This is a genomic window from Trueperaceae bacterium (assembly GCA_019454765.1).
In the GTDB taxonomy this organism is placed as follows: domain Bacteria; phylum Deinococcota; class Deinococci; order Deinococcales; family Trueperaceae; genus JAAYYF01.
Map to the genome: position 1 here is coordinate 86,038 of JACFNR010000003.1, position 23,317 is coordinate 109,354.

Below are 23,317 nucleotides of genomic sequence, written 5' to 3' on the forward strand. Positions count from 1 at the left end.
CCCCGCCAAGCTCAGCCCTCGCCCACCGCCCCGTGCGCGGTCGCGCGCGCCTGCTCCAGGATGCGGACCAGGACGGAGCCGGCCGCCAGGTCGAGCACGCCCGGCTCCTGCAGCTGGGCCAACGCCAGCTCGTAACGCTTGAAGCTGCCCGCCGTCTTGAGGAAGTCGTCGAGGGCGGCGGCCATGCCGGCGCCCTCCTCGCGCCGCGCCGCCAGGTAGGCGGCCGTCAGGCCGCGCTGCACGGACCTCACGTCCATCACGAGCCCCACCAGCGCCACCTGCTCCCACGGCCCGCTGCTGGCGAGCGCCTCGATGCTCTCGCGCAGCCAGCCGAGTTGCAGGCGCTCACCGAGGTGGTAGTACCGCTCGGCGGCGTGCGTGAGCGGCACCCCCGCCTGGCGCGCGACGTCGATGATCCCAGCGCTATCGGGAAGGTAGGCGAAGCTGGCCACGAGGGCGGCGTCGTCGCGCTCGAACCCCAGCTCCTCCAGGTCGTCGGTGGCCGCGGCGTACCGCACCCGCTCCCCGTCGGGGAGGTAGGCGTCCAGCGACGCGCGCAGCTCCTGGAGCGGCGCCCGGTACGAGCTGACCACGGCCTCGAAATCGCCGTGCCCGACGTCGTTGAAGAGCAACCACGCCACCACGCCCTCGACGGCGGCCACCAGCTGGTCGATGGCGGCGTAGTACGCGTCCGCGGGCACGGAGCCCGCGCGGGCGTCGAGGTGGTCGCGGACGCGCTTGGCGTCGATCAGTTCCAGCGCGATGAGGGTGGCGCGCACGACCTCGATGGGCGTGACGCCGTTGTGCCTCGTGGCCTTGTGCACGAAGCCGAGGCCCAGCTGATCGACCAGGGTGTTGGTGATCACGGTCGCCACGATCTCCCTGTGCAGGCGGTGGCCCTCGATGGCGGCCGGGAAGCGGCTACGCAGCGCCTGCGGGAAGTAGTCGAGCAGGTAGTGCTGCAGGTGTGGCTCGGACGGCAGGTCCGTCTCGAGGAGGCGCCTATACAACCCCATCTTCACGTACGCCAACATGATGGCGAGCTCCGGTCGCGTCAGCCCGAGGCCGGCGCGGCGCCGCTCCTCCAGCTGCCGGGCCGACGGCAGGTTCTCGACGTGCGGGTTGAGCCCGGCCGCCCCCACCAGGTAGTCGAGCAGCGAGGCGTAGAGCTCGAGGTCGTCGCGGCTGGCGCGCTGCCCGAGGCTGAGGGCGAGGGCCTGAGCCCGGTTGTGGCTCAGCACCAGCCCGGCCACCTCCTCCGTCATCTCCTTCAGCAGTGCGTCGCGCTCCGCCAGCGTGACCTCGCCCCCGGCCACCAGCGGCTGGAAGAGGATCTTGATGTTGACCTCGTGGTCGGAGGTGTCGACCCCGGCGCTGTTGTCGATGGCGTCGGTGTCGATCCGCCCTCCGCCAAGCGCGTACTCGATGCGGCCCAACTGCGTGAAGCCGAGGTTCCCCCCCTCGCCCACGACGGTCGCCCTGAGCTCGGCGCCGTCGACGCGCACGCCGTCGTTGGCCGAGTCGCCCACCTCGGGGTTGCGCTCGATCGAGGCCTTCACGTAGGTGCCGATGCCGCCGTTGTAGAGGAGGTCGACGTCCATGCGCAACACGGCCCTGATGAGGTCCTGGCCGCTCAGGGCGTCGTCGTCGACCCCGAGCATGGCCTTCACCTCGGGCGTGAGCGGGATCGACTTGGCTGCGCGCTCGTGCACTCCCCCGCCGCGGCTGATCTTGCCGCGATCGTAGTCGGCCCAGGTCGAGCGCGGCAGCTCGAAGAGCCGCTTGCGCTCCGCGAACGCCTGGACGGGGTCGGGGTCGGGGTCGAGGAACACGTGCATGTGGTTGAAGGCGGCCTGCAGCTTGACGCGGTCCGTGTAGAGCATGCCGTTGCCGAACACGTCACCCGACATGTCGCCGATGCCGACCGCCGTGAAGGTGTCGGCGAACACGTCGAGGCCCAGCTCCGCGAAGTGGCGCTTGACGGCCTCCCAGGCCCCGCGCGCCGTTATGCCCATGCCCTTGTGGTCGTACCCGGCGCTGCCGCCCGACGCGAAGGCGTCGCCGAGCCAGAAACCGTACTCGTGGGCGGTGGCGTTGGCGAGGTCGGAGAAGGCGGCCGTGCCCTTGTCGGCGGCCACCACCAGGTACGGGTCGGGTTCGTCGTAGATGACCATGCCCGGTGGGGGCACGGCCTCGCCGGCGACGAGGTTGTCGGTCACGTCGAGCAGCCCGCGGATGTAGGTCTGGTACTGGGCACGCACGAAGTCGCGGAGCTCGTCCCGACCTGCGGGGGCGCCCTTCACCACGAACCCGCCCTTGGAGCCGACGGGCACGATCACGGCGTTCTTGGTCGTCTGCGTCTTGAGGAGCCCAAGCACCTCGGTCCGGAAGTCGTCCGGGCGGTCGGACCAACGGATGCCGCCGCGAGCGACCCGCCCGCCGCGCAGGTGCGTGCCCTCGACCTGCGGGGCGCTCACGGCTATCTCGAACATCGGCCGTGGCTCCGGCATCGTGGCCACCTTGGCGGAGTCGATCTTGAAGCTGATGCGGGGGTGGCCGGCGAAGTAGTTGGTGCGCACGCTGGCCGCCATGAGGTCGAGCAGGCCACGCAGCGCGCCGTCCTCGGCGAGCGACGACACGGTGGCGAGCGAGTCGATCGCCGCCTGGTGAGCGGCCGCCACGGCTCCCACGCGGGCCGCGGCGCGGGCGTCCGTGCCGGGAGCGGGGTCGAAGCGCGCCTCGAAGTAGCGCATCAGGCGGGCGGCCACGTCGGGATGCCCGAGGAGCGCGTCCGTGATGAACGAGCGGCTCGTGACCGGGTTCACTTGCGAGTAGTACATCTGGTAGGCGCGCAGGAGCGCCACCTGCCTGATCGTCAGGCCGGCGTGGAGGACGAGGCGGTTGAGGCGGTCGTTCTCCACGTCGCGCGCCAGGAGCGCCTCGAGCGCCTCCACCATGCGGGGCTTGACCGCGGCGACGTCGAGCTCCCTCCCGGCGGCGTTGGCCACCGTGTAGACGTCGACGCCGCATTGGCGCCCCTCGATCACCATCTCGTACGGGTACTGCTCGATGACGCGCAGGCCGACGTTCTCGAGCACGGGCAAGACGTCCGACAGCGCCAGGCCGTGCCCCCGGTGGTACACGCGCAGTAGCGCCTGCGTGCCGTCGGCGCTCGGCGCCACGGCGTGCAGGTCCACCACGCGCGGCACCCGCGCGAGCTGCTCGAGGTTCAAGACGTCGGTGACGGCGTGCTCGGGCGCGACGTTCGCACGGTAGCGCTCGTCGAACGCCGCCAGGTAACGGTCCGCGAGTTGCTGCCCCACCGCGGCGTCGCCGGCAGCCACCAGGCGTTCGCGCAGGTCGTCCTGCCACGACCGCGCCAGGAGCTGCACCTGGCGTTCCAGGTCGCCAAGGTCGACGTCGGCGAGGCGCTTGGCGGTGGTGAAGAAGAAGTGGAAGCGAGCGTGACCCTCGTCCTCCCCGAGCGCGATGCGCGAGTCGACGCGGGTGGCGCCCAACGCGCCCATGAGGAACGCCTGCACCGAGCGCCGCACGTCGTCGGAGAAGCTCTCGTGCGGCATGACCACCATGGCGGCGAGGCCGCGCCCGAGCGGGTCCTCGTGGAGCGTCAGCCTGGCGGACGAATCCTGCCCCAGCCTCATGACGGTGCGCACGTCGGCGTGCACCTGCGCCACGTCCATCCAGAACAGTTCCTCGCGCGGCAAGCCGCCGTAGGCGGCCACGATGGCCTTGTAGTCGTGGGAGCCGGGGATTGCCTGGTCGCGCTCGAGCACCTGCGCCAGCTTGCGCCGCAGGATGGGCACCTCGTCCACCGGCGCCGCGAGCCCCTTGGTCGTGAACAGGCCCACGAAGCGCCGCTCTCCCACCACGCGCCCCTGGGCGTCGAGCTTCTTGACGCCCACGTAGTCCATGCGGCGGGGGCGGTGCACGGTAGCCTCGGCGTTCGCCTTCGTGACGAGGAAGAGCCGACCCCCCGTCACGCGGGCGCTCAGGTCCGCCGGCAGCTGATCCAGGGCCACGGGCTCGCGGTAGGCGCTGCGCGACTCCTTGCTCAGGACGCCGAGGCCGCTGCCGTCGGCGATCTTGAGGGCCGGCCTGCCCCCGAGGTTGACGACGTCGTACTCGCGATAGCCAAGGAAGACGAAGTTGTCGTCCTCGAGCCACTCGAGGAAGTCGGCGTCCTCCCGCACCTCGTCGGGCGCCGTGCCCTCGACCGTGGCGCCTTCGGGCACCACGAGCGCCCGCAGGTAGGCGGCCGCGTCGCGCGTCCGCTCCAGCATCGCCTGGTAATCATCGGTGGCCAGGATGACGTCGCCCAACACCCGCCGCACGCCGTCCGCCACGTTGCCCAGCGTGGACGGGTCGTCGGGCGGCACGAGGAAGAAGACCTCGAACGCCTCACGCGGCGCTCCCGCCTCGCCAAGGGCGGTGACGTTGCCTGCGGCGTCGCGGGTGACGGGCAGGGTGGGGTGCAACTGGTCGACCAGCGCGACCCGCTGGCGCCGCAACTCAGCCTGCACGGAATCCACGATGAACGGTCGGTCCTTGAGGGCCAGCATCAGGACGGCGTGCGGCGAGTCCCAGCCGTTCACGGCTCGCGTGGGCTCGAAGGCAGCGACGCTGAGCTCGTCCGTTCCCAGCGCCTCCAGGAAGCGCAGGCCGCTACCGGCCAGGGCGGTGAGCCACTCGCTCCCGTGCGCTCCGAAGCGTGCGTCGTCGGCCTTCTCGTACAGCGCCTCCGCGAAGCGCTTGAGCCGCGGGTCTTTGGTGTCCAAGGTCTCGAGGTACTCGCTGATGGTCACGGCCATGCCTACTCTGCCCTTCGCGGGCGCCACCCGGCTGCGTGGGGCACGCCTCGACCCGCGCAGGCGTCGCCTGGCTCGCGAGGTGGTGGCCCGACCGTCCAGCCGTTTCCGAGCGCCCGTCGTCGTCGCTCTCGCGGTTCAAGATACCGCTCGGGAGCGCGCGCTTCCGCCACGGCGGGAGGCCATCCCGGACAACCGCGCCGGCGCGCCGCGAACGGCCCTGCGCCGGGGCCCGACATATACTGCCTCGGTGATGCTCCTCCTCGCCGCCGTGATGGTGGCACTCGATCAACTCAGCAAGGCCTGGGTCGTGGCGAACCTGCGGCGCGACGGCAGCGAGATCCCCCTCGCGCTCGGTTTCAGGATCACGCACACGCGCAACGGCGGCGCCGCGTTCGGCATGCTGCAGGACCTCGAGTTGACCGTGGCCGGCGTCACCATCGACGGCACGGTGCTGCTCGGCCTGCTGTCGGCCGCCGTGTCGGCCTTCCTCGTCTACTACCTGGTACGCAACCGCCGACGTCTGGCACCGCTGCCCGGCGTCGCCACCGCCCTAGTGCTGGCGGGTGCCGCCGGGAACATGATCGACCGCCTCCGCCTCGGCTACGTGATCGACTTCATCCACTTCAAGGTCGGTACCTTCGACTTCCCGGTCTTCAACCTGGCCGATTCGTGCGTGGTGGTGGGGGCCGGCCTCCTCCTGCTGGCCTCCCTGGGGAGCTCGAGCCAGGAGGGTCACACTCACGTCAAGCGGGCGCCGGCGCCGCGCGACCACCGGCTGGACGAGGCGCCGGAGCCGCCGCCCCTAGGCGGGCGTGAGGCGGACGGGGCCTAGCCGACCAAGCGCGCCACGCCCAAGGGCGGGCCGCGCCGCCGCACCGGTCAGGGCAGCCCGCGCCGCCAGATGATGTCGGCGTCGGCCACGTCCTGGGCGCCGCTGGCCGGGTACGGCTGCAGCTCGTCCGGGTCGTGGTCGGCGTACCAGGCCTGGGCGAAGAACGGCTCGACGGCGGCGCGCCGGCCGCCATCCCACTCCCTCAGGCACTCCTCGCACCAGTGACCCCCGCGCAGCACGGTCGAGACGCGCGCCTCGAACTCGTGCCCGGCCGCGCAGCGCCACGGCAGGCGGGCGTGCCAGTCGCCGTCCCACCCCTCGGCCAGGCAGTGGCCGCCCCTGAACTCCGCGGCGCGCCGCAGGGCCGCCGGCTCGAGCCGCTCCGCGGCCTCGTCGTAGCCGTGATCGAGGCGCCGCCACGGCCCGTCCGGCCGCGCCGGCGCCGCGAGCGCGTCGGGAGCGATGGCGTCGTAGGCGTCGTAGCCGCCGAAGAAGGCGCGCACGCGGGCGTCGTTGCGGGTGAGGTACCAGTGGCGCGGGCTGTTGCGGTGCCTCAGCGCCAAGCGCCTGAAGCTGCGCCGCACGCCCCACTCCACGAGGCGCGCCAGGAGCGGGACGCGCCTCAGCACCCACCTGAGCGCCTTGAGGGCGGGCGCCATGCTCTGCTCGAGCGCGGCGTGGTGCGACGCGGCGTCGTCGCCCTGATAGCGCAGGTAGGCGTTCGCGGTGCTCGAGTCCTCGTAGTACTGCAGGTGGAAGTTCCTGAGCGCGAACCAGTTGGCGTCCATGCAGCGGGCGACATCCAGGCCCATGAGGTCGTAGGCGGCGCTCAGGTAGTCGCGGGCGTTGGTGCGCATGCCGGGGCCCCCGCCGAGGTTGTAGGCGCGCCGCCAGAAACCGGCGTCGTCGCGCAGGTCGAGGCAGTTGACCATGGCGAGCCCCGCGGCGCGGTCGGTGACGTTCTCCATGCGCGTGTCGAGGGGCATGTGGAACGCGATCGGGTCGAAGAGCGCCATGAGGTCGGCGTGGTCGGTGGGCATGATGAACGTCATGCGCAGCGACACCCAGCGCTCGAGGTCCGACTCCATGACGCGCCGCTCACCGGCGATCTTCGAGAGCGCGTACTCGTCGTACACGGACGGGTTCATGGGGTCGCCGATGCGGCCGACGTACGTGCCGGGCGATCCGTTCCGCCCGAACGCCGGCCGGTTCCCCGTCTGCGCCACCGAGCCCGTGTGCACGTAGCCGATGCGCGCCGCGCCGTCCGGTTCGGCCGCGATGGCCGCCAGGACGTTCCCGATGGCCGCGTCGTTGACGGCCCAGGCCAGGGTGGGTCGGTAGTCGGCCTGCGGCGAGATGTACGCCATGGCGTTGAGGACCCAGTCGGCACCCGCCACGGCCGGGGCCACGTCCTCCGGGCGGGTGGCGTCGCCCCACACCACGCGTATGCCGTCGCCTACCACCACCCCGCTTCGCCCGGCCAGCGGCACCCCCGCCGCCCGCAGGTGCGGGAGCAGCTTGGCGACCCGCTTGTCGCCCGGCAGCAGCAGGAGCGTGAGGTCGTAGCGGTCGCTTCGGCGCCGCAACTCGAGGAACGCCTGGAACCCCATGGTGCCGGTGGCGCCCAACAGGGTCACGCGCTCCTTGCCGGGCCGCGTCACCGGCGCGCCACCAGGAAGCGGTCCCGTCCGGTCAGGTCCGGCAGGATCGTCACCTCGCGCCATGCGGCCAGTCTAGCCGCGAGCCCGTGCACGTTGCGAGGGTCGAGCTCGAGGGCGAGGAGCGCTCCCGGTTGTAGCAGCGGCCAGGCCTGTTCCGTCAACCGCTCCGCCTCCTCCGCGCCGGTCTCCCCCCCGAAGAGGGCGCCGGGCGGGTCGGCGGCGACCTCCGGCGTCAGCCCGGCAGCGTCGGAGTTGGGCAGGTACGGCAGGTTGGCGACGAGCACGTGGCAGCGCGCCACCACCTCGCGCGCGGCGGGAGCGTCGAGGAGGTCCCAGCGCACGAAGCGCACGCCGAGCCCCAGGGCGCGGGCGTTGGCGCGCGCGACGGCGAGGGCGTCCTCGGCCACGTCGAGGCCCCACACCTCCGCGGCGGGAGCCTCGGCCTTCACGGCCAACGCGACGGCGCCGCTGCCGGTGCCCACGTCGAGCACCACGGGCACGCGCGCGGCGGACCCGCCCCGTCGTCTCACCGCCGCCACCTCGTGCAGCACCAGCTCGACCAGGCGCTCCGTCTCGGGCCGCGGCACGAGCACCCGCCGGTCGACGGCCAGGTCGAGGCCGTAGAAGTGCGCCGCGCCCAGAACGTGTTGTAGGGGTTCGCGCGCGGCGCGGCGCGCCGCCAGCGACGCCAGCCGGCCCGCCTCGGCCGCGTCGAGCCGCCTGCTCCCCGCCAGGAGCAGCTCCGTGCGGCTCAGGCCCAACGCCGCCTCCAGCAGGAGGTCGGCGTCCACCGTCGGGCTGGGGACCCCCGCGGCCGCGAGGCGCACGGCGACGGCCTCGCGCGCGGCCCGGACCGTCGCGCCCACCAGGTCGGTCAGTCCGGCTTCACCACCACGCGGCGGTCGCCCCCCTCGCCGCGCGACTCGGTGTGAACGCCCGGCTCGTCCGCCAGCGCCATGTGCACCACGCGCCGCTCCGCGGCCGACATGGGCTCGAGCTCCACCGCCATGCCGCTCTTGCGGACGCGCGCGGCGGCCTGCATGGCCTCCTTGCGGAGCCGCTCGTCCCGCCGGCGCTTGTAGCCGCCCACGTCGACGTTGACGCGCACGCGGCCCCCCTCTTCCCTGTTCACGACGGCGTTGGTCAGGTACTCGAGGGCGGCGAGCGTGCGGCCGTTGCGCCCGATGAGCTTGCCCGGGTCGCCGCCATACACCTCGGCCTCGATCTCGTCGTCGGTCACCTGCTCGAGCTCGACGGCGTACGCCGGGTCGATGTTGAGGAGGAGGTTGACGAGGAACGACTCGGCCCGCTCGAACGGGTCGCCCTGCACGATCGGCCCGACGTCGAGCGTCTGCTCGAACTCCTCAACCGCGTCGATGATGACGACCTGCGCCTCGCCCGGCTCCTCGCCGTCGACGTCGATGCCGATGCCTTCTAGGTACTTGTCGAGATCGGAGTCACTCATCTGTGGGCCCTCACTTTGAGCGCTTGGCCCCCGCGGCGGCCAGGGCGGGCGCCGGCGGTTGGCCGCGGCTCAGTAGCCAGTACTGGATGACCTGCACCAACATGGATACCACATAGTAGACGAGCACCCCGGCCGGGAAGTTGATGATGATGAACACGAAAACCACGTTGATGATGAGCGACTGGCGCAGCATCTGCGGGTTGCCGCGGGCCGAGAAGTACGAGGTGGCCACCATCACGCCGACGTACAGGATGGGCAGGATGTAGAAGGGGTCCGACTGCCCGAGGTCGGGGAGCCACAGGAAGCCCTCGTTGAACTCGAAGTTGACGAACACGCGCCACAGGATGATGAACAAGGGCATCTGCACGAGGATGGGCAGGCAGCCCCCGGCGGGGTTCACGCCCGCCTCGCGGTAGAGGGCCATGGTCTCCTGGGTCAGCTTCTCGCGGTCGTCCTTGTACTTGCGCTGGAGCTCCTGGAGCTTGGGCTGCAGGCGCTGCATGCCGAACATCGACTTGGTCTGGGTGCTGATGAGGGGCCAGATGACGGCGCGGAACAGGAGCGTGAGGACGATGATCGACAGGCCCCAGCTCGGCACGTACTGGTGCACGAACTCGAGGATTCGCACCACGATGAGCGAGAGCCTGCCCAGGATGTTGGGGTTGAACAGGCCGGGCAGGCCGAGGTACTCCTCCTGCGAGTAGCGGACGAGCTCGTTGTGCCCCGGGTAGAGGCCGGTGGCGAAGGTGAAGCTCGCCCCCGCCGCCGCGCCGAGCTCGGCCTGCAGGGCGACGCGGTTGGGGCGGAGGTAGGTGGCGGACAGCCCCTCGCTGCCGGGCGCCGGCCGCATGACGATGGCGAAGTCCCGGTTGTTGTTGTTCATCTGCAGCGAGGCGTAGGTCGGGTCCTTGAACGCCTGCTCGCTCGGGTTGAGGGTGAACGAGTCGCCGTGCCCGATCTTCACGACCGGGGTGGCGGTGCGGCCGATGCCGGGCACCGCCAGTTGCAGGACGGTGGGCTCGTCGGCGGCCTCGGCGCGCGTGACCGTCAGCTCGACGCCGATGGTGTCGACGCCGGCTCGCAGCGTGAGACGCCGCCGCACCTCGAGGGCTCCGACGCGCTGCTCGAACGTGCCCACGAGGGCGCCGTCGGCGTCGGCCTGCCAGTCGGAGGCCACGACCTCGGGCGCGACGTAGTCGCCGTTCACGAGCAGGGCGAGCCCGGGGATGGTGGCGTCGAACGGGATCAGGTTGGTGCGCGCGTCGAGCGCGTAATCGTTGAGCTTCTGCCCGCGCTGCTGCTTGCCGAAGGCCGCCACCAGCTGGCCGGCGCCGTCGAAGAAGTAGTCGACGCCCTTGCTCGTGATGCGGGTGAGCTTGGCCTCACCGGGGTCGCAGAAGAAGGAAGGCGCCGCGCCTGAGCAGGTGGCGTCGACCTTCTCCGCGGCGCGGAAGTCTGCCAGCTGGAACGGCTGCGCCGCCAGTTGGATGCCTGCGTGCGCCGGCGCGGTCAGGGTCAGCGCCGCCAGTAGGGCTACCAGCAGCTGCGGAAGGCGGTTGCGTATCAAGATGCCTCCGTGTGGACGTCGGGGTGATCCAACGCCTGGGGGTCGGTAGCGCGGCGCAGTCTGGGTCGCCTGCGCGGCGGCACCGGGTCGTAACCGCCTGGGTGGAACGGGTGGCACCGCAACACGCGCATGAGCCCCATCCAGCCGCCACGGAGGACGCCGTGGACCTCGATGGCCTCGATGGCGTAGCTACTGCAGGTGGGGTGGAAGCGGCACGAGGGCGCGCCCTTGAGTGGCGACAGGTAGCGCTGGTAGGCCCTGAGGGGCCATATGGCGGCGGCCCTCGCCCAGTGGCGCGGCGTGCTCGCCGTCGGGGCTCCCCGACGACTCACTGGAGCTTCGCCCGCTCGAACGCGGACTTGAGCGAGCGTCTAAGGTCGGCGAAGTCGGCGTCTGCCGCCGACGGCCTGGCGATCACCAGCAGGTCGAACGAGGGGCGGGAACCGTCGTAGGCGTCGGGCCGGAACGGGTCCCGTGCCAACTCGCGGACGCCCTCCTTCAACCTGCGCCGGACGCGGTTACGCACCACGGCCTTGCCGACCTTCCGGCTAACCACGATGCCCACCCTGACCTCTCCTTGCCGCGAGGGTCGCCACCTGACGGTGACGTGCTTGCCGCTGCCAGTGCTGCCCTTGCGCAGCCGCTGGAACGCGCGGTCGCCGCTCAGCGAGCGGACGGCCGCTCCAGGACTCAGTGGTCCGATACCGACAGGCGCTTACGGCCCTTGGCGCGCCGGCGCTTGATGACGTTCCGGCCCGCAGGCGTGGCCATGCGCGCGCGGAAGCCGTGGGTCTTGGCCCGCTTCCGGCGGTTCGGCTGATAGGTCCGCTTCATCGTGTCTCCTTCCGATCTCTTACCGTCGTGGTGGGAATGCCCGGGCGAGGCTCGAGCCCACGCCGCCTCGCGTGCCCGCGAGGGCCGCTACCGGCGTAGGCGAGCGACCGTCCGGGCAGGACAGTCAAGCCGGGGAATAGTACCACATGGAGGCGCGGGCCAACCGTGTGACGTGGGGGCGGCGCCGCGCGGCCGGGGCGCCGTCAGCCGCCAGCGACCGCGCCCGCCACGGCACCGGCCAACCGGAGCAGCTCCCAGTCGCCCGCGGCGGGACCGACGAGCTGCAGCCCGAGCGGCAGGCCGTGGGCGTCGGCGCCGCACGGCACGCTCACGGCAGGGTAACCGGCGAGGTTGGCGAGGCAGGTGGCGATGTCACCGAGGTACATGGCGAGGGGGTCCCCCGACTTCTCCCCCAGCGGGTAGGCGCCCCCCGGGGCGGTGGGCGTCACGAGGGCGTCGACGCCCTCCAGCGCCGCGCGCACCTGCTCGGCGAGCTTGCGCCTCACCTTCAGGGCGCGGCCGTAGTAGGCGTCGTAGTTCCCCGCCGAGAGGGCGAACGAGCCGAGGAGCACCCGCCGCTTGACCTCGCGGCCGAACAGCTCGCCGCGCGTGGCGCGCATGACGGCCTCCTGGCCGTCGCGCTCGACCCCCACGCGTCGGCCGTAGAGCATGCCGGCGTAGCGCGCCAGGTTGCTCGACGCCTCCGCCGCCGCGATCACGTAGTAGCAGGCGACGGCGAGGTCGACGTCCGGCACGCTCACCTCGACCACCTCGGCGCCGCGCGCGCGGACGGCGTCCGTGGCGAGCTCGACTGCCCGGCGAGCCTCGGTCCCGAACCCGGCGCCGGCGAGTTCCCGCACCACCCCGAAGCGCCTCCCCGCGAGGTCGGGAGTCCCGGGCTCGGGGCCTCCCGGCTCGAGGTCGAAGCTCGTGGCGTCCCTGGGGTCGGCGCCGACCACGGCCTCGAGCCCGAGGCGCACGTCCTCGACCGTGGCACCGAGGAGACCCACCTGGTCGAGCGAGCTGGCGTAGGCGAAGAGGCCGTGGCGCGACACCGCCCCGTAGGTGGGCTTGAAGCCGACCACCCCGCAGAAGGCCGCCGGCAGCCGACTCGAACCGCCGGTGTCGGTCCCGACCGCCAGCGCCACGACGCCGGCACCGACCGCGGCCGCAGAGCCACTGGACGACCCACCCGCGACCCGCGTCCTGTCGCGCGGGTTGCGGGTTGGGCCGAGGCTCGAGTTCTCGCCGGTCGAGCCCATGCCGAACTCGTCGAGGTTCGTCTTGCCTATCACGACGGCGCCGGCGGCGCGCAGGCGTGCCACGACGGTGGCGTCGAACGGGGGGACGTAACCGGCGAGGACGCGCGAGGCGGCGGTGGTCGGCATGTCGGCGGTGGCGACGTTGTCCTTGACGGCCACCGGCACGCCCGCCAGCGCCGGCGCCGCGGCGCCGGAGGCCAGCCGGGCGTCGAGCGCGGCGGCGGCGGTCATGGCGCCCTCCTCGTCGAGGTGCGTGAAGGCGTTCAGCTCGCCCTGGGCCTCGCGGGCCCGCCCGAGGGCCGCGGCGACCGTGGCCGCGGCCGTGACCCGCCCCTCCCTCACGGCCCGTGCCGTGGCGCTGACGCTTTGAGTGCCGTCGGTCATGCGGCGAAGCATAACAGGGGCTCCGGGCGGGCCGACTTGGCCGCCCGGAGCTTTCGCCGCGGCGGTATCATGCCGGCACATGACCGAGTCGGTCACGCCGCTCCCCGACGCCAGTCCCGGCCCCCCGCAGCGCCCGCCGCCCGCCGGCGCCGGACGCTCACACCAGGGCGCGGGCGCCACGCGCGTGAGGAGCGGCGGCGCGAGCGACGCCGGGCGGGTGCGCACCGTCAACCAGGACTGGTTCTTCGCCGGCGACGTCGGGCGGAGCGGGCACCTCGGGGTGGTCGCCGACGGCATGGGCGGACACACGGCGGGCGAGGTCGCCAGCCGCCGCGCCATCGAGGCGCTCGTCGCGTCGTTGCGGCAGAGCCGCCAGCAACCGCCGGTGAGCCTGGCGCGCGCCGCCCAGGCCGCCAACGTCGAGGTCTACAACCTGGCCATCGAACGGCCGGAGCTGAAGGGCATGGGCACCACCCTCACGGCGGTGCTGATCGACGATCAGGTGGGGCTGGTGGGGCACGTCGGCGACTCCCGCGCCTACCTCGTGCGGGGCGGCGAGGTCCTGCGCCTCACCGTCGACCATAGCTGGGTGGCGGACCGCGTGCGGCAGGGGCTCCTCAGCGAGGACGAGGCGCGGCGCCACCGTTGGCGCAACGTGATCACCAACGCCATCGGCGCCACGCCGACGTTCCGGCTCGACGTCCTCTACTTCGACGTGCTCCCGGGCGACGTGCTCGTGATCGTCAGCGACGGGGTGAGCATGCTGCTCGACGAGGACGCCATCCGTCAGGTCGTCTCCGACCGCTCGCCCGAGCAGGCCGCCGCCAAGCTCGTTGCCGTCGCCAACGAGCGCGGCAGCCCGGACAACGTCACGGCGGTCGTGCTCCGCGCCGACGAGGTGGCGTTCAGGCCCAAGCGCTACGACCTCCCCGCCGCGCCGCTCGTAACCGCCTCCGTCGACATCGGCGAGACGCTCTCCGGCATCAGGCGCGTGGAGGAGGGGTACCCGAGCAACGGCCCGCTGCACCGGCTACGGCTGCACCCGCTCTTCCCGTACCGCTACTGGTTGCTGGGCAGCGCCTACCTGTTGGTGCTGTTGGCGCTGTTCCTGGCGTGGCGGCGCTGATAGGCTGCGGCATGCACGAGATCATCGCAACCGACGACGCCCCCAAGGCCATCGGACCCTACTCGCAGGCCGTCAAGGTCGGCGGGTTGGTGTTCACCGCCGGCCAGATCGCCCTTCGGCCCGACGGCACGTTCGCCGGTGGCGACATCACGGCCCAGACGCACCGCGTGATGCAGAACCTCGCGGCCGTGCTGACCGCGGCCGGTAGCGGCGTCGAGCACATCGTGAAGAGCACGTGCTTCCTCGCCGACATGAACGACTTCGCGGCCTTCAACGAGGTGTACGGCAGCTACCTGAAGGGGAACCTGCCCGCGAGGAGCACCGTCCAGGTGGCGCGCCTCCCCAAGGACGCCCTGGTCGAGGTCGAGGTGGTCGCGCGCGTGCCGTGACGGCCGCCGCGGCGGCCGCCTCGGCGGCCGACGGCTAGTCGCGAGGGGCGGGGTCGTGTTCGCGACCCCGCCCCTCGCCTTCCCGCGCGGACCCCTAGGCCCGCTGCCAGAGCAGTTCGCGCTTGGTCTCCTCGATGAGCTGCATCACGGGGATGCCCCGCGGGCAGGCCTGCGAGCAGTTGTACGCCGAGCGGCAACGCCACAGGCCGTTAACGCCGTTGAGCACCCGCAGGCGCTCGGCCGAGCCGCGGTCGCGCGAGTCGAAGATGAAGCGGTGCGCGTTCACGATGGCGGCCGGCCCGATGTAGCGGCCGTTCGTCCAGAAGACGGGGCAGGAGCTGGTGCAGGCGGCGCACAGGATGCACTTGGTGCCCTCGTCGAAGCGCTCGCGCTCCTCGTGGCTCTGCAGCCGCTCCTGGGGCGGGGCGGGTTCGTCGTTGATGAAGTAGGGCAGGATGGCGCGGTAGGAGTCGAGGAACGGCTCCATGTCGACGATCAGGTCCTTGAGGACCGGCAGCCCGCGGAGCGGCTCGACCGTGATCTCGCTGCCGAGGTCCTTGACGAGCACCTTGCACGCCAGGCGGTTGATGCCGTTGATCATCATGGCGTCGGAGCCGCAGATGCCGTGCGCGCAGCTGCGCCGGTAGGTGAGCGAGCCGTCCATCTCCCACTTGACGTGGTTGAGCACGTCCAGCACCCGCTCGGTGGGCGTCACGTCGAGCTTGAACTCCTGCCAGTGGGGGCGCCGGTCCTTCTCGGGGTCGTAGCGGCGGATCTTCATGGTTATCTGCATGGCCTGCCTCAGTAGACCCGCGGCTTCGGCTCGTAGCGGCCGAGCGTGACGGGCTTGTAGTCGATGCGGACCCCGTCGCCATCCTTGTGGACGAGGGAGTGCTTGAGCCAGTTGGTGTCGTCGCGCTCCGTGAAGTCCTCGCGGGAGTGCGCGCCGCGCGACTCCTCACGGTTGAGCGCGGCGGTGACGAGCTGTTGCGCGTTGTCGAGCAGGAAGCCGAGCTCGAGCGCCTCCATGAGCTCGGTGTTGTACTTCTTGCCCTTGTCGTCCACGCCGATGCCCGCGTAGCGGGCCTTGAGGCTCTTGACCTCCTCGACCTGCTTGGCGAGCGTCTCGGCGGTGCGGAAGACCGAGGCGTTGTCCATCATGGTGGCCTGCAGCTCGGAGCGGATGGCCGAGACCCGTTCCTTGTGCGGCCCGTTGAGCGCGGTGTCGAGCAGCTCGCGCGAGAAGTCGAGGACCCCCTTGGGCAGGTCGGGGAACTCCCCACCCGTGGCGTAGGTGCTGGCGTTGCGGCCGGCGCGGCGCCCGAACACGAGCAGGTCGCCCAGCGAGTTGGTGCCCAGGCGGTTGGCGCCGTGCAGCGACGCGCAGGCCACCTCGCCGGCGGCGTAGAGCCCGGGGACGATGGTGTTGTCGCCGTCCACGATGACGTTCGTGTCGATCGTCGTGGGCACGCCGCCCATCATGTAGTGAGCCGTGGGCTGCACCGGCACCATCTCGGTGATCGGGTCGATGCCCAGGTAGATGCGGGCGAACTCGGTGATGTCGGGCAGGCGCTCCTCGATGATGTGCGCGTCGATGTGCGTGAGGTCGAGGTGGATGTAGTCCTTGTTCGGTCCACAGCCGCGCCCCTCGCGGATCTCCAGGTACATGGCGCGACTCACCATGTCGCGCGGGGCCAGGTCCTTGATGGTGGGCGCGTAGCGCTCCATGAACCTCTCGCCGTCGGCGTTGCGGAGGATGCCGCCCTCGCCGCGCGCCCCCTCCGTCAGGAGCACGCCGATCTTGTAGAGGCCCGTGGGGTGGAACTGGTAGAACTCGGGGTCCTCGATGGGGATGCCGCGGCGCCAGACGATGCTCGTGAGGTCGCCCGTCAGGGCGTGCGCGTTGGACGTCACCTTGAACATGCGCCCGTTGCCGCCGGTGGCCAGCACGGTGGACTTGGCCTGGATGACGTGCAGGTCGCCGGTGGCGAGTTCGTAGGCGACGACCCCGCGGCACTCGCCCCCGTCCATGATCAGGTCGAGCACGTGGAACTCGTTGAAGAAGTGGACCTTGTCCTTGATGGACTGTTGGTACAGGGTCTGCAGGATCATGTGGCCCGTGCGGTCGGCCGCGTAGCAGGCGCGTTCGACCGGCGCCTTGCCGTGCTCGCGCGTGTGCCCGCCGAACTTCCGCTGGGCTATGCGCCCCTCCGGCGTCCGGCTGAACGGGAGCCCCATGTGCTCGAGCTCGTACACGGCCTCGATGACCTCGTGGGCGAACGCCTCCGCCACGTCCTGGTCGGTGAGGTAGTCGCCCCCCTTGACCGTGTCGTAGGCGTGCCATTCCGGGTGATCCTCGCTGATGTTGCCAAGCGCCGCGCCGACCCCGCCCTGCGCGGCCCCCGTGTGCGAGCGGGTGGGGTAGAGCTTGGTGACGACCGCCACCGTGACGTTGGGGTTGTGCGCGGCGTAGCGCGCGGCCATGAGGCCGGCGCCGCCCGCGCCCACCACGATGACGTCGAACTTATGCGCCCTGATCATTGAAGCTATCTACACCCTTCCTAGTGGCCGCTCGCGAGGTTGCGGACGGCGTCGCCCATCTCCTGGTACGAGAACGCCCAGAGGGTCATGACGCCCATCACGAAGACGGCGGCGGTCACGACGAAGAGCACCGTCTTGGCCCAGAAGCGACGGCCGGGACGCTTGATGACGTCCTCGAGCACGACGCGGAGGCCGTTGACGCCGTGCAGCATGGCGAGCCCGAGCAGGAAGCTGTCGAACACCTTGACGGCGGGCCGCGCCAGGCGGCCGGCCACGTAGTCGTAGTCGACGGTGGCGACGTTGATGGTGATGTTGTTGGTGAACACGTGCACGAAGACGAGGAAGACCAGGAAGAGGCCGGAGATGCGCATGAACACCCACCAGGCCAACTCCGAGTTGCCCTTGTAGTAGTCGCGCGCCTCACGCAGGTTCTTGGGGCGGACGGCCATCACGCGCCTCCGAAGATCTCGGGCACGATCTTGATGAGGACCGGGATGCCGATGACGGTGGTCAGGCCGAGGACCCCGTACCACATGGAGCGCTGGTACTTGTAGGCCCAGCCCGTGAAGTCGAGCAGGATGATGCGCAGGCCGTTCAGCGCGTGGTAGACGACGGCGGCGATCACCAACACGAGGCCGATCCGGAACGGCCACTGGTGATAGAACATCAGGAAGGCGTTGAACGGGCCGTCGGGCCCGTACATGACGAGCGCGATGTCGAACACGTGGAGCAGCAGGTAGAGCGCCAGCGCCACGCCGGTGATGCGGTGGAGGAAGTACCCCCACAGCGACTCTTGCCCCCGGTAAATCGAGCCTCGATCCATCGATCAACCTCCATGGGCGCTCGGCCGGCCCGGACGCCCGAATGCTGGCTGGATAGTACCACCGTCCTCCCACGCGCCTCTCATGACGGGCCGGCGCGACGCGCGATGGCACCGTCTCACGCTGCATCAGGAGCCCGGTAGCCCCCGGCGCCCGCCGGCCACGCGCGGCTGGTATGGTCTTCACCATCGTGTTGTTAGCGTTCGATCTGGACAAGACCCTCGTGACCAACGACTACAAGCTGCCGCCTGGCACGGCCGACGCCATGGCGGCGGCGCGTCGGCGCGGGCACCTCGTCACCGTGCTCACCGGTCGGCCCCTCCGCTCGGCCAGGCCGTTCCTCGAGCAACTCGAGGTGAGCCTGCCGCACGCCGTCAACCACGGCTCGCTCGTGCGCGGCCCGGACGGCGCCACCCTGCGCCACAAGCGCCTGGAGACCGAGCTCGTCGACTCGCTGCTCGAGAGCCACCTCTCCGACCCCGAGGTGGAGTTCAGCGCGGTCGTGGGCGACGTCCTCTACGTGCGCGACCCGGAGCACGAGCGCTGGACCTGGGTGCACGCTGAGAGCCGCACGATCACCCGCTTCCGCGTGGGTTCAGGGCTGGCGGCCGACAAGGTCGTGTTCCACGGCAACGGCCGCAGCAGCCAGCTCGACGGCTGGGTCGCGAGGCGGCACCCGGAGCTGCTCCGTTACCTGTGGGGCGACGGCTTCTTGGAGATCGTGCCGGAGGGCGGGGACAAGGGCAGCGCCCTCGCCTACATCTCCGACCTGCTCGGCGTGGAACGCGGCGACGTGGTCGCCTTCGGCGACGGCCTCAACGACGTCTCCATGCTGACCTGGGCGGGGCACTCCGTGAGCGTCGGCCCCGAGGCGCACCCGGACGCCCTGGCCGCCGCCGACGAGCACGTCGACTCGCCCGAACTGGGCGGGGTGATCGGGTGGCTGGAGCGCCACGCCGTCTGACGCGCTAGTTGCTGACCGCTTGCAGGAACTCCTGCCGCGTGCGCGCGTCCTCGCGGAACACGCCGCGCATGGCGCTCGTCACCGTCGTCGACCCCTGCTTCTGCACGCCGCGCATCATCATGCACAGGTGGCTGGCCTCCGTGACGACCGCCAGGCCACGCGGCTGAAGGACCTCGGCCAGCGCGTCGGCCACCTGTGAGGTGAGCCGCTCCTGCAGTTGCAGGCGCCGAGCGAACACGTCGACGACGCGAGCGAACTTCGAGAGTCCCAGCACCGAGCGGTTGGGGATGTAACCGATGTGGGCGCGGCCGAAGAACGGCAGCATGTGGTGCTCGCACATCGAGTAGAACTCGATCCCCTTGACGATGACCATCTCGGAGCCCTCGGCCGCGAACAGGGCGCCGTTGATGACGTCCTCGACGTTGGCCGCGTAGCCGGAGGTGAGGAAGCGCAGGGAGCGCGACACCCGGTCGGGCGTCTTGACGAGCCCCTCGCGTTCGACGTCCTCGCCGAGCCGCCCGATGAGATCGGTCACGAGGCCGGCCATGGAGGTGTCGCCCACCTCGTCGAACTCGAGGTGGAGAGGGGTCGCGACGTCGCTCATGTGAGGCATGCTAACCGATGAGTGCGGCCGGGACCGTCCGGGGCTACACTCGGCGCGTGCGCCTCGACCGCTACGACAGCTACCTGAGCACGTTCCACGCCACCGTCACGGCCCGCCGCGAGGACGCGGGCGGCGCGTGGCTCGCCCTCGACCGCAGCGCCTTCTACCCCAGGTCCGGCGGCCAGCTCAACGACGTGGGCGAGCTCGTCGTGGCCGGCGAGACGAGGCAGGTCGTGGACGTGATCGTCGACGCCGGGACGGTGTGGCACAAGTTGGGCCCGCCGCCCGGCGCGACAGCGGTGGAACCGGGCGCCGCCGTGGTGGGTCGCCTCGATCGGGACCGGCGCCTGCGACACATGCAGCGCCACAGCGCGCAACACCTCCTGTCGGCGGCGCTGCTGCGCGTGGACGCCTCGTTCGCGACGGTCGCCGTGAGCATGCGCGGCCCCGACTGCACGGTGGAGGTGCCCGCCGAGGTGACGGTGGACCGCCTCGCGGCCATCGAGGCGGAGGCGAACGGCGTGGCGCGGGAGGCCCGCCCCATCACGGCGTTCGAGGTCGAGGAGGAGCGCCTGGCCGAGTACGCGCTCCGCCGCCCAGCCAAGGTCGGTGGGCTGGTTCGCCTGGTGGCCATCGCCGAGTACGACATCGTCGCCTGCGGCGGCACCCACCTGCGCTCCACGGCGGAGACGCTCCCCATCAAGCTACTCGGGGTGGAGCGGGTGCGCGGCGGCCACAGCCGGATCACGTTCAGGGCGGGTCAGGAGGCGCTGGAGGACCACGTGGCAAGGTTCGAGGCGACCACCCGGCTGGTGCGCGCCTTCAGCGTCCCGGTCGGCGAGCTGCCCGGTCAGGCCGAGCGCCTGCAGCAGGAGCTCGCCGTCGGCCGGCGCGAGGTGGAGGCGTGGCGGACGCGGCTCGCCACCAGGCTCGCCCACGACCTGCTCTCCCGCCGCAGCGACCCCTCCGCGGCGGCGGTGGCGGTCCTCGAGGAGCCGGACGCCGCGCTCCTGCCCGAGGTGATGGAGGCGTGCCAGGCGGTCGAGGGCGCCGTCGCCCTGCTCGCCGCCGTCGTCGGGACCGAGGCTCGCCTCGCTTTCGTTGCCGGACACGGCGCGAACGTCGACGTCAGGCCGCACCTCGCGGCGGCGCTGGCCGCGCTCGGCGGGCGCGGGGGTGGCCGTCCCGACAGGGCGCAGGGCGCCGCCACGGCGGACGCCGAGCGGGTGCGCCTGGTCCTGGCGGAGCTGGCACCGGCCGTGCGGCGGGGCTGAGCAGCGCGGTCGGCGAGGGGGACGCCCGGCCGGCGCCGCCCACCCCAGGCTAGCCGGCGCGAGCGGGTGCGCCGCCCCGAACGCCGCAGTGACTCTTGTCCCGGCGGCGCCGCCTCGCGGCGGCTAGGCTGGGCTCGGACCCCGCGGGGAGGCCCGCCGAACACGGGGCCGGCAAGCCCGCGCCCCGCGGCCGACCGCGGCGCCCGCTTGGAGGCCGACATGCCCACCATGACCAAGTCCCGCTTGGCCGACGTGAAGCTAGACATCGCCAAGGACGACCGCGAAGCGCTCGTCGAGCTCCTCAACCAGCAACTCGCCGACACGGCCGACCTGCAGAGCCAGTTGAAGCAGGCCCACTGGAACGTGAGGGGCCTCGGCTTCCAGCAGGTCCACCTCCTGTTCGACGACCAGGCGGAGCTCTTCGAGGAGTACGTCGACATGCTGGCGGAACGCGTGGCGCTGCTGGGCGGCGTGGCGCAGGGCACCGTCAGGAGCGCCGCCCGCGCCTCGCGGCTCGAGGAGTTCCCGGCCGGGTTGGTGAAGGTGGAGGCCGCCGTGACCGCCGTGCGGGACCGCGTCGCCGCTTACGCCGCCGGCAACCGTCGGGCCCTCGCCGCCGCCAACGAGCTGGGCGAGCCCACCACCGAGGACCTCCTGACGGAGATCTCCCGCGGCGTCGACAAGCAGCTCTACTTCCTGGAGTCGCACCTGCACTGACGGGCGCGGCCGGCGCCGGGGCGGGCCGCCCGGTTCACGCCTCGGCGCCGCCCGTGCCGCCCATGTCGTCGTCGCGCATGGCGGCGAGTTCCACCACGCGCTCGGCCACGTAGACGGGAGCGTTGGTGCGGACCGCCAGCGCCATGGCGTCCGACGGGCGCGCGTCCACCTCGAACCTCACGCCCGAGCGCTCCAGCACGAGCATCGCGTAGAAGACGCCGTCCTTGAGGTCGGTGACGTCGACGCGCTCCAGCGTGGCGTCGAGCAGCTCGAGGATAGAGGTCATCAGGTCGTGGGTGAGGGGCCGCTCCGGCCGCTCCGAACTCCGGCCGGCCGCGATGCTTATCGCCTGCATCGAGTCGATGCGGATGGGCACCAGCTCGCCAGACGGCGCCCGCAGGAGCGCCAGGAACTGGTTCTCGTCGCCCGAGACCGCGATCCCCTCGAGTTCGACCTTGACCACGCCCCCATCTTAGCGCGGGCCACGCTGGTATCCTCTCCCCCATGTTCGAGCCGGTCATCGGCCTGGAAGTCCACCTGGCCCTACGCACGCGCAGCAAGCTCTTCTGCGGCTGCTCCGCCGACGGTTTCGGGGCGGACCCCAACGAGAACGTGTGCCCCGTCTGCCTCGGCCTCCCCGGCACCCTCCCGGTCGTGAACGAGCGGGCCCTCGAGCTCGCGGTGCGGTTCGCGCTGGCGCTCGACTGCGAGGTCCCGGCGGAGACGTACTTCCACCGCAAGCACTACTTCTACCCGGACGCCCCGAAGAACTACCAGACGAGCCAGGGCGACGTGCCGGTCGGTCGGCACGGCCGGTTGGAACTGCCGAGCGGCAAGCGAATCGGCCTGACGCGGTGCCACCTCGAGGAGGACGCGGGGCGGCTCGTGCACCCGCCGTACGCCGAGTACTCGCTCGTCGACCTGAACCGCGCGGGCGCGCCACTCATCGAGATGGTCACGGAGCCCGACCTCTCCTCGCCGGACGAGGCCCGCGAGTTCCTGACGGAGGTGCGCGCCATCGCCCAGGCCCTCGGCGTGTCGGACGCCGCGCCCGAGGAGGGGAAGATGCGCGCCGACGTGAACGTGTCGCTGCGCCGCCCGGGCGAGCCGCTCGGGACGAAGGTGGAGGTCAAGAACCTCAACTCCTTCAGGAGCGTGGCGAGCGCCCTCGAGTACGAGACGAAGCGCCAGGCTGTCCTGCTCGAGGAGGGGCGACGAGTGGTCCAGGAGACGCGCGGCTGGAACGAGGGCGGGCAGCGCACGTACTCCCTGCGCTCCAAGGAGACTGCGGCGGACTACCGCTACCTGCGCGACCCCGACCTGCCCGCGCTGCCGATCTGCGAGGAGACCAAACGGCGCATCGTCGCCAGCCTGCCCGAACTGCCGCGCGCTCGAGCCGCGCGCTACGTCGCTGCCGGCGTGCGCGCGGCAGAGGCGCTACTCATCGCGTACGACGTTGGCGCCGCAGGGTTCTTCGACGCCGCCGCCGCGGCCTACGGGGGCCCGCCCCAGAACCTGGCCAACTGGTTGACGGGCGAGGTCGCGGGCCGCGCCGGCGAGAGGGGCGTGGCCGTCCCGGCCACCGACCTGAGCCCCGCGACCCTGGCGCGCCTCCTGCAGCTCGTCGACGCCGGCACGCTGTCGGTCACGGCGGCCAAGGACCTCCTGCCCGACCTGATGGACGGCGCCGACCCGGACGAGCTCGTGTCCGCCCGCGGTCTCGGCCAGGTCAGCGACGAGGGCGCGCTACTGGCGCTCGTGACCGAGGTGCTGGCCGCCAACCCCGACCTCGTGGAGCGCGTGAAGGCCAACCCCAAGGCCGTCAACGCGCTGCTCGGCAAGGTCATGGCCGCCAGCCGCGGCAAGGCCAACCCGGACGTGGCTCGGCGCCTGCTCGAGGAGAGGCTGGGCTAGAAGGCTCCGGCGCCCGCGCGTGGGCGGGCGCCGGAGTGGCTCGAGGTCAAGGGGTGCAACCGCAGTCGCCGGCTGGACCCTGCGGGCCAGCAGGACCCACCGGACCTTGCGGACCAGCAGGACCTTCCGGACC

Annotated in this window: 22 protein-coding genes; 7 read left to right on the top strand and 15 right to left on the bottom strand. The window is 71.7% G+C overall.

What is annotated here, in order from left to right:
* Positions 1-11 precede the first annotated feature (11 nt).
* Entirely contained in the window at positions 12-4,823 is a 4,812-nt protein-coding gene (locus H3C53_01880) for an NAD-glutamate dehydrogenase (protein MBW7915429.1), read from the bottom strand.
* A gap of 253 nt (positions 4,824-5,076) precedes the next feature.
* Here H3C53_01880 and lspA point away from each other — a divergent pair, with 253 nt between their 5' ends.
* Positions 5,077-5,661 (top strand): signal peptidase II, encoded by a 585-nt coding sequence (gene lspA, locus H3C53_01885; GenBank protein MBW7915430.1) that lies wholly within the window; start codon positions 5,077-5,079, stop codon positions 5,659-5,661.
* A 47-nt stretch (positions 5,662-5,708) separates the two neighbouring features.
* On the opposite strand, the gene H3C53_01890 is transcribed toward lspA, so the two are convergent.
* The 8 genes from H3C53_01890 to gatA all read right to left on the bottom strand — a co-directional run bounded on the left by H3C53_01890 (position 5,709) and on the right by gatA (position 12,834).
* The gene (locus tag H3C53_01890) at positions 5,709-7,322 is read right to left on the bottom strand and encodes an NAD(P)-dependent oxidoreductase (protein MBW7915431.1); all 1,614 of its coding nucleotides are present in this window, start codon (positions 7,320-7,322) and stop codon (positions 5,709-5,711) included.
* Positions 7,319-8,188, bottom strand: a complete 870-nt coding sequence (prmC, locus tag H3C53_01895; protein MBW7915432.1) for a peptide chain release factor N(5)-glutamine methyltransferase — start codon at positions 8,186-8,188, stop codon at positions 7,319-7,321. Before prmC ends, H3C53_01890 begins: the two co-directional genes overlap by 4 nt.
* A gap of 8 nt (positions 8,189-8,196) precedes the next feature.
* Complete coding sequence (locus tag H3C53_01900) at positions 8,197-8,787, bottom strand: KH domain-containing protein (protein MBW7915433.1); 591 nt, start codon at positions 8,785-8,787, stop codon at positions 8,197-8,199.
* Positions 8,788-8,797: 10 nt separating this feature from the next.
* The gene (locus H3C53_01905; GenBank protein ID MBW7915434.1) at positions 8,798-10,354 is read right to left on the bottom strand and encodes a membrane protein insertase YidC; all 1,557 of its coding nucleotides are present in this window, start codon (positions 10,352-10,354) and stop codon (positions 8,798-8,800) included.
* A complete protein-coding gene (yidD, locus tag H3C53_01910) occupies positions 10,351-10,686 on the bottom strand; it encodes a membrane protein insertion efficiency factor YidD (GenBank protein MBW7915435.1) in 336 nt (111 codons plus the stop codon). Before yidD ends, H3C53_01905 begins: the two co-directional genes overlap by 4 nt.
* A complete protein-coding gene (gene rnpA, locus H3C53_01915) occupies positions 10,683-11,048 on the bottom strand; it encodes a ribonuclease P protein component (protein ID MBW7915436.1) in 366 nt (121 codons plus the stop codon). The genes yidD and rnpA overlap by 4 nt, the downstream gene beginning before the upstream one ends.
* Complete coding sequence (gene rpmH, locus H3C53_01920) at positions 11,045-11,188, bottom strand: 50S ribosomal protein L34 (protein ID MBW7915437.1); 144 nt, start codon at positions 11,186-11,188, stop codon at positions 11,045-11,047. The genes rnpA and rpmH overlap by 4 nt, the downstream gene beginning before the upstream one ends.
* 203 nt (positions 11,189-11,391) lie before the next feature.
* The gene (gatA, locus tag H3C53_01925; protein MBW7915438.1) at positions 11,392-12,834 is read right to left on the bottom strand and encodes an Asp-tRNA(Asn)/Glu-tRNA(Gln) amidotransferase subunit GatA; all 1,443 of its coding nucleotides are present in this window, start codon (positions 12,832-12,834) and stop codon (positions 11,392-11,394) included.
* Positions 12,835-12,913: 79 nt separating this feature from the next.
* Between gatA and H3C53_01930 the strand changes: the two genes are divergently transcribed.
* A complete protein-coding gene (locus H3C53_01930) occupies positions 12,914-13,960 on the top strand; it encodes a serine/threonine-protein phosphatase (GenBank protein ID MBW7915439.1) in 1,047 nt (348 codons plus the stop codon).
* Positions 13,961-13,971: 11 nt separating this feature from the next.
* Positions 13,972-14,349 carry a RidA family protein gene (locus H3C53_01935; protein ID MBW7915440.1) on the top strand — a complete coding sequence of 126 codons (378 nt, stop codon included), beginning with the start codon at positions 13,972-13,974 and terminating at the stop codon, positions 14,347-14,349.
* Positions 14,350-14,443: 94 nt separating this feature from the next.
* On the opposite strand, the gene H3C53_01940 is transcribed toward H3C53_01935, so the two are convergent.
* From H3C53_01940 to sdhC, 4 genes are read right to left on the bottom strand one after another with little or no spacing between them, the layout of a single operon-like run.
* Positions 14,444-15,142, bottom strand: a complete 699-nt coding sequence (locus H3C53_01940) for a succinate dehydrogenase iron-sulfur subunit (protein ID MBW7915441.1) — start codon at positions 15,140-15,142, stop codon at positions 14,444-14,446.
* A gap of 8 nt (positions 15,143-15,150) precedes the next feature.
* Positions 15,151-16,890 carry a succinate dehydrogenase flavoprotein subunit gene (locus tag H3C53_01945; protein MBW7915442.1) on the bottom strand — a complete coding sequence of 580 codons (1,740 nt, stop codon included), beginning with the start codon at positions 16,888-16,890 and terminating at the stop codon, positions 15,151-15,153.
* Between the two features lie 20 nt (positions 16,891-16,910).
* Positions 16,911-17,339: a succinate dehydrogenase, hydrophobic membrane anchor protein gene (gene sdhD / locus H3C53_01950; GenBank protein ID MBW7915443.1), complete on the bottom strand. Its 429-nt coding sequence runs from the start codon at positions 17,337-17,339 to the stop codon at positions 16,911-16,913.
* Entirely contained in the window at positions 17,339-17,698 is a 360-nt protein-coding gene (gene sdhC, locus H3C53_01955) for a succinate dehydrogenase, cytochrome b556 subunit (protein ID MBW7915444.1), read from the bottom strand. The genes sdhD and sdhC overlap by 1 nt, the downstream gene beginning before the upstream one ends.
* Positions 17,699-17,901: 203 nt before the next feature.
* On the opposite strand from sdhC, the gene H3C53_01960 reads away from it, so the two are divergent.
* Positions 17,902-18,675, top strand: coding sequence for an HAD-IIB family hydrolase (locus H3C53_01960; GenBank protein MBW7915445.1), 774 nt, complete (start codon positions 17,902-17,904; stop codon positions 18,673-18,675).
* A gap of 4 nt (positions 18,676-18,679) precedes the next feature.
* On the opposite strand, the gene folE is transcribed toward H3C53_01960, so the two are convergent.
* On the bottom strand, positions 18,680-19,279 hold the full coding sequence (gene folE / locus H3C53_01965; protein ID MBW7915446.1) for a GTP cyclohydrolase I FolE: 600 nt from the start codon (positions 19,277-19,279) through the stop codon (positions 18,680-18,682).
* A 56-nt stretch (positions 19,280-19,335) separates the two neighbouring features.
* Between folE and H3C53_01970 the strand changes: the two genes are divergently transcribed.
* Positions 19,336-20,553, top strand: coding sequence for an alanyl-tRNA editing protein (locus H3C53_01970; protein ID MBW7915447.1), 1,218 nt, complete (start codon positions 19,336-19,338; stop codon positions 20,551-20,553).
* A 219-nt stretch (positions 20,554-20,772) separates the two neighbouring features.
* Positions 20,773-21,270: a DNA starvation/stationary phase protection protein Dps gene (gene dps / locus H3C53_01975; GenBank protein ID MBW7915448.1), complete on the top strand. Its 498-nt coding sequence runs from the start codon at positions 20,773-20,775 to the stop codon at positions 21,268-21,270.
* A gap of 34 nt (positions 21,271-21,304) precedes the next feature.
* Here the strand turns inward: dps and H3C53_01980 are convergent, their stop codons facing one another.
* A complete protein-coding gene (locus tag H3C53_01980) occupies positions 21,305-21,733 on the bottom strand; it encodes a bifunctional nuclease family protein (GenBank protein ID MBW7915449.1) in 429 nt (142 codons plus the stop codon).
* Between the two features lie 41 nt (positions 21,734-21,774).
* Here H3C53_01980 and gatB point away from each other — a divergent pair, with 41 nt between their 5' ends.
* Positions 21,775-23,184, top strand: coding sequence for an Asp-tRNA(Asn)/Glu-tRNA(Gln) amidotransferase subunit GatB (gene gatB, locus H3C53_01985; GenBank protein ID MBW7915450.1), 1,410 nt, complete (start codon positions 21,775-21,777; stop codon positions 23,182-23,184).
* Positions 23,185-23,317: the final 133 nt, after the last annotated feature.

What these genes read in the sequence shown, in the direction of transcription:
- H3C53_01900 (MBW7915433.1), bottom strand. Translation starts at nt 8,787, where the DNA reads ATGAGTGACTCCGATCTCGACAAGTACCTAGAAGGCATCGGCATCGAC.
- rpmH (MBW7915437.1), bottom strand. Translation starts at nt 11,188, where the DNA reads ATGAAGCGGACCTATCAGCCGAACCGCCGGAAGCGGGCCAAGACCCAC.
- gatA (MBW7915438.1), bottom strand. Translation starts at nt 12,834, where the DNA reads ATGACCGACGGCACTCAAAGCGTCAGCGCCACGGCACGGGCCGTGAGG.
- H3C53_01930 (MBW7915439.1), top strand. Translation starts at nt 12,914, where the DNA reads ATGACCGAGTCGGTCACGCCGCTCCCCGACGCCAGTCCCGGCCCCCCG.
- H3C53_01935 (MBW7915440.1), top strand. Translation starts at nt 13,972, where the DNA reads ATGCACGAGATCATCGCAACCGACGACGCCCCCAAGGCCATCGGACCC.
- H3C53_01940 (MBW7915441.1), bottom strand. Translation starts at nt 15,142, where the DNA reads ATGCAGATAACCATGAAGATCCGCCGCTACGACCCCGAGAAGGACCGG.
- H3C53_01945 (MBW7915442.1), bottom strand. Translation starts at nt 16,890, where the DNA reads ATGATCAGGGCGCATAAGTTCGACGTCATCGTGGTGGGCGCGGGCGGC.
- sdhD (MBW7915443.1), bottom strand. Translation starts at nt 17,339, where the DNA reads ATGGCCGTCCGCCCCAAGAACCTGCGTGAGGCGCGCGACTACTACAAG.
- folE (MBW7915446.1), bottom strand. Translation starts at nt 19,279, where the DNA reads ATGAGCGACGTCGCGACCCCTCTCCACCTCGAGTTCGACGAGGTGGGC.
- dps (MBW7915448.1), top strand. Translation starts at nt 20,773, where the DNA reads ATGCCCACCATGACCAAGTCCCGCTTGGCCGACGTGAAGCTAGACATC.
- gatB (MBW7915450.1), top strand. Translation starts at nt 21,775, where the DNA reads ATGTTCGAGCCGGTCATCGGCCTGGAAGTCCACCTGGCCCTACGCACG.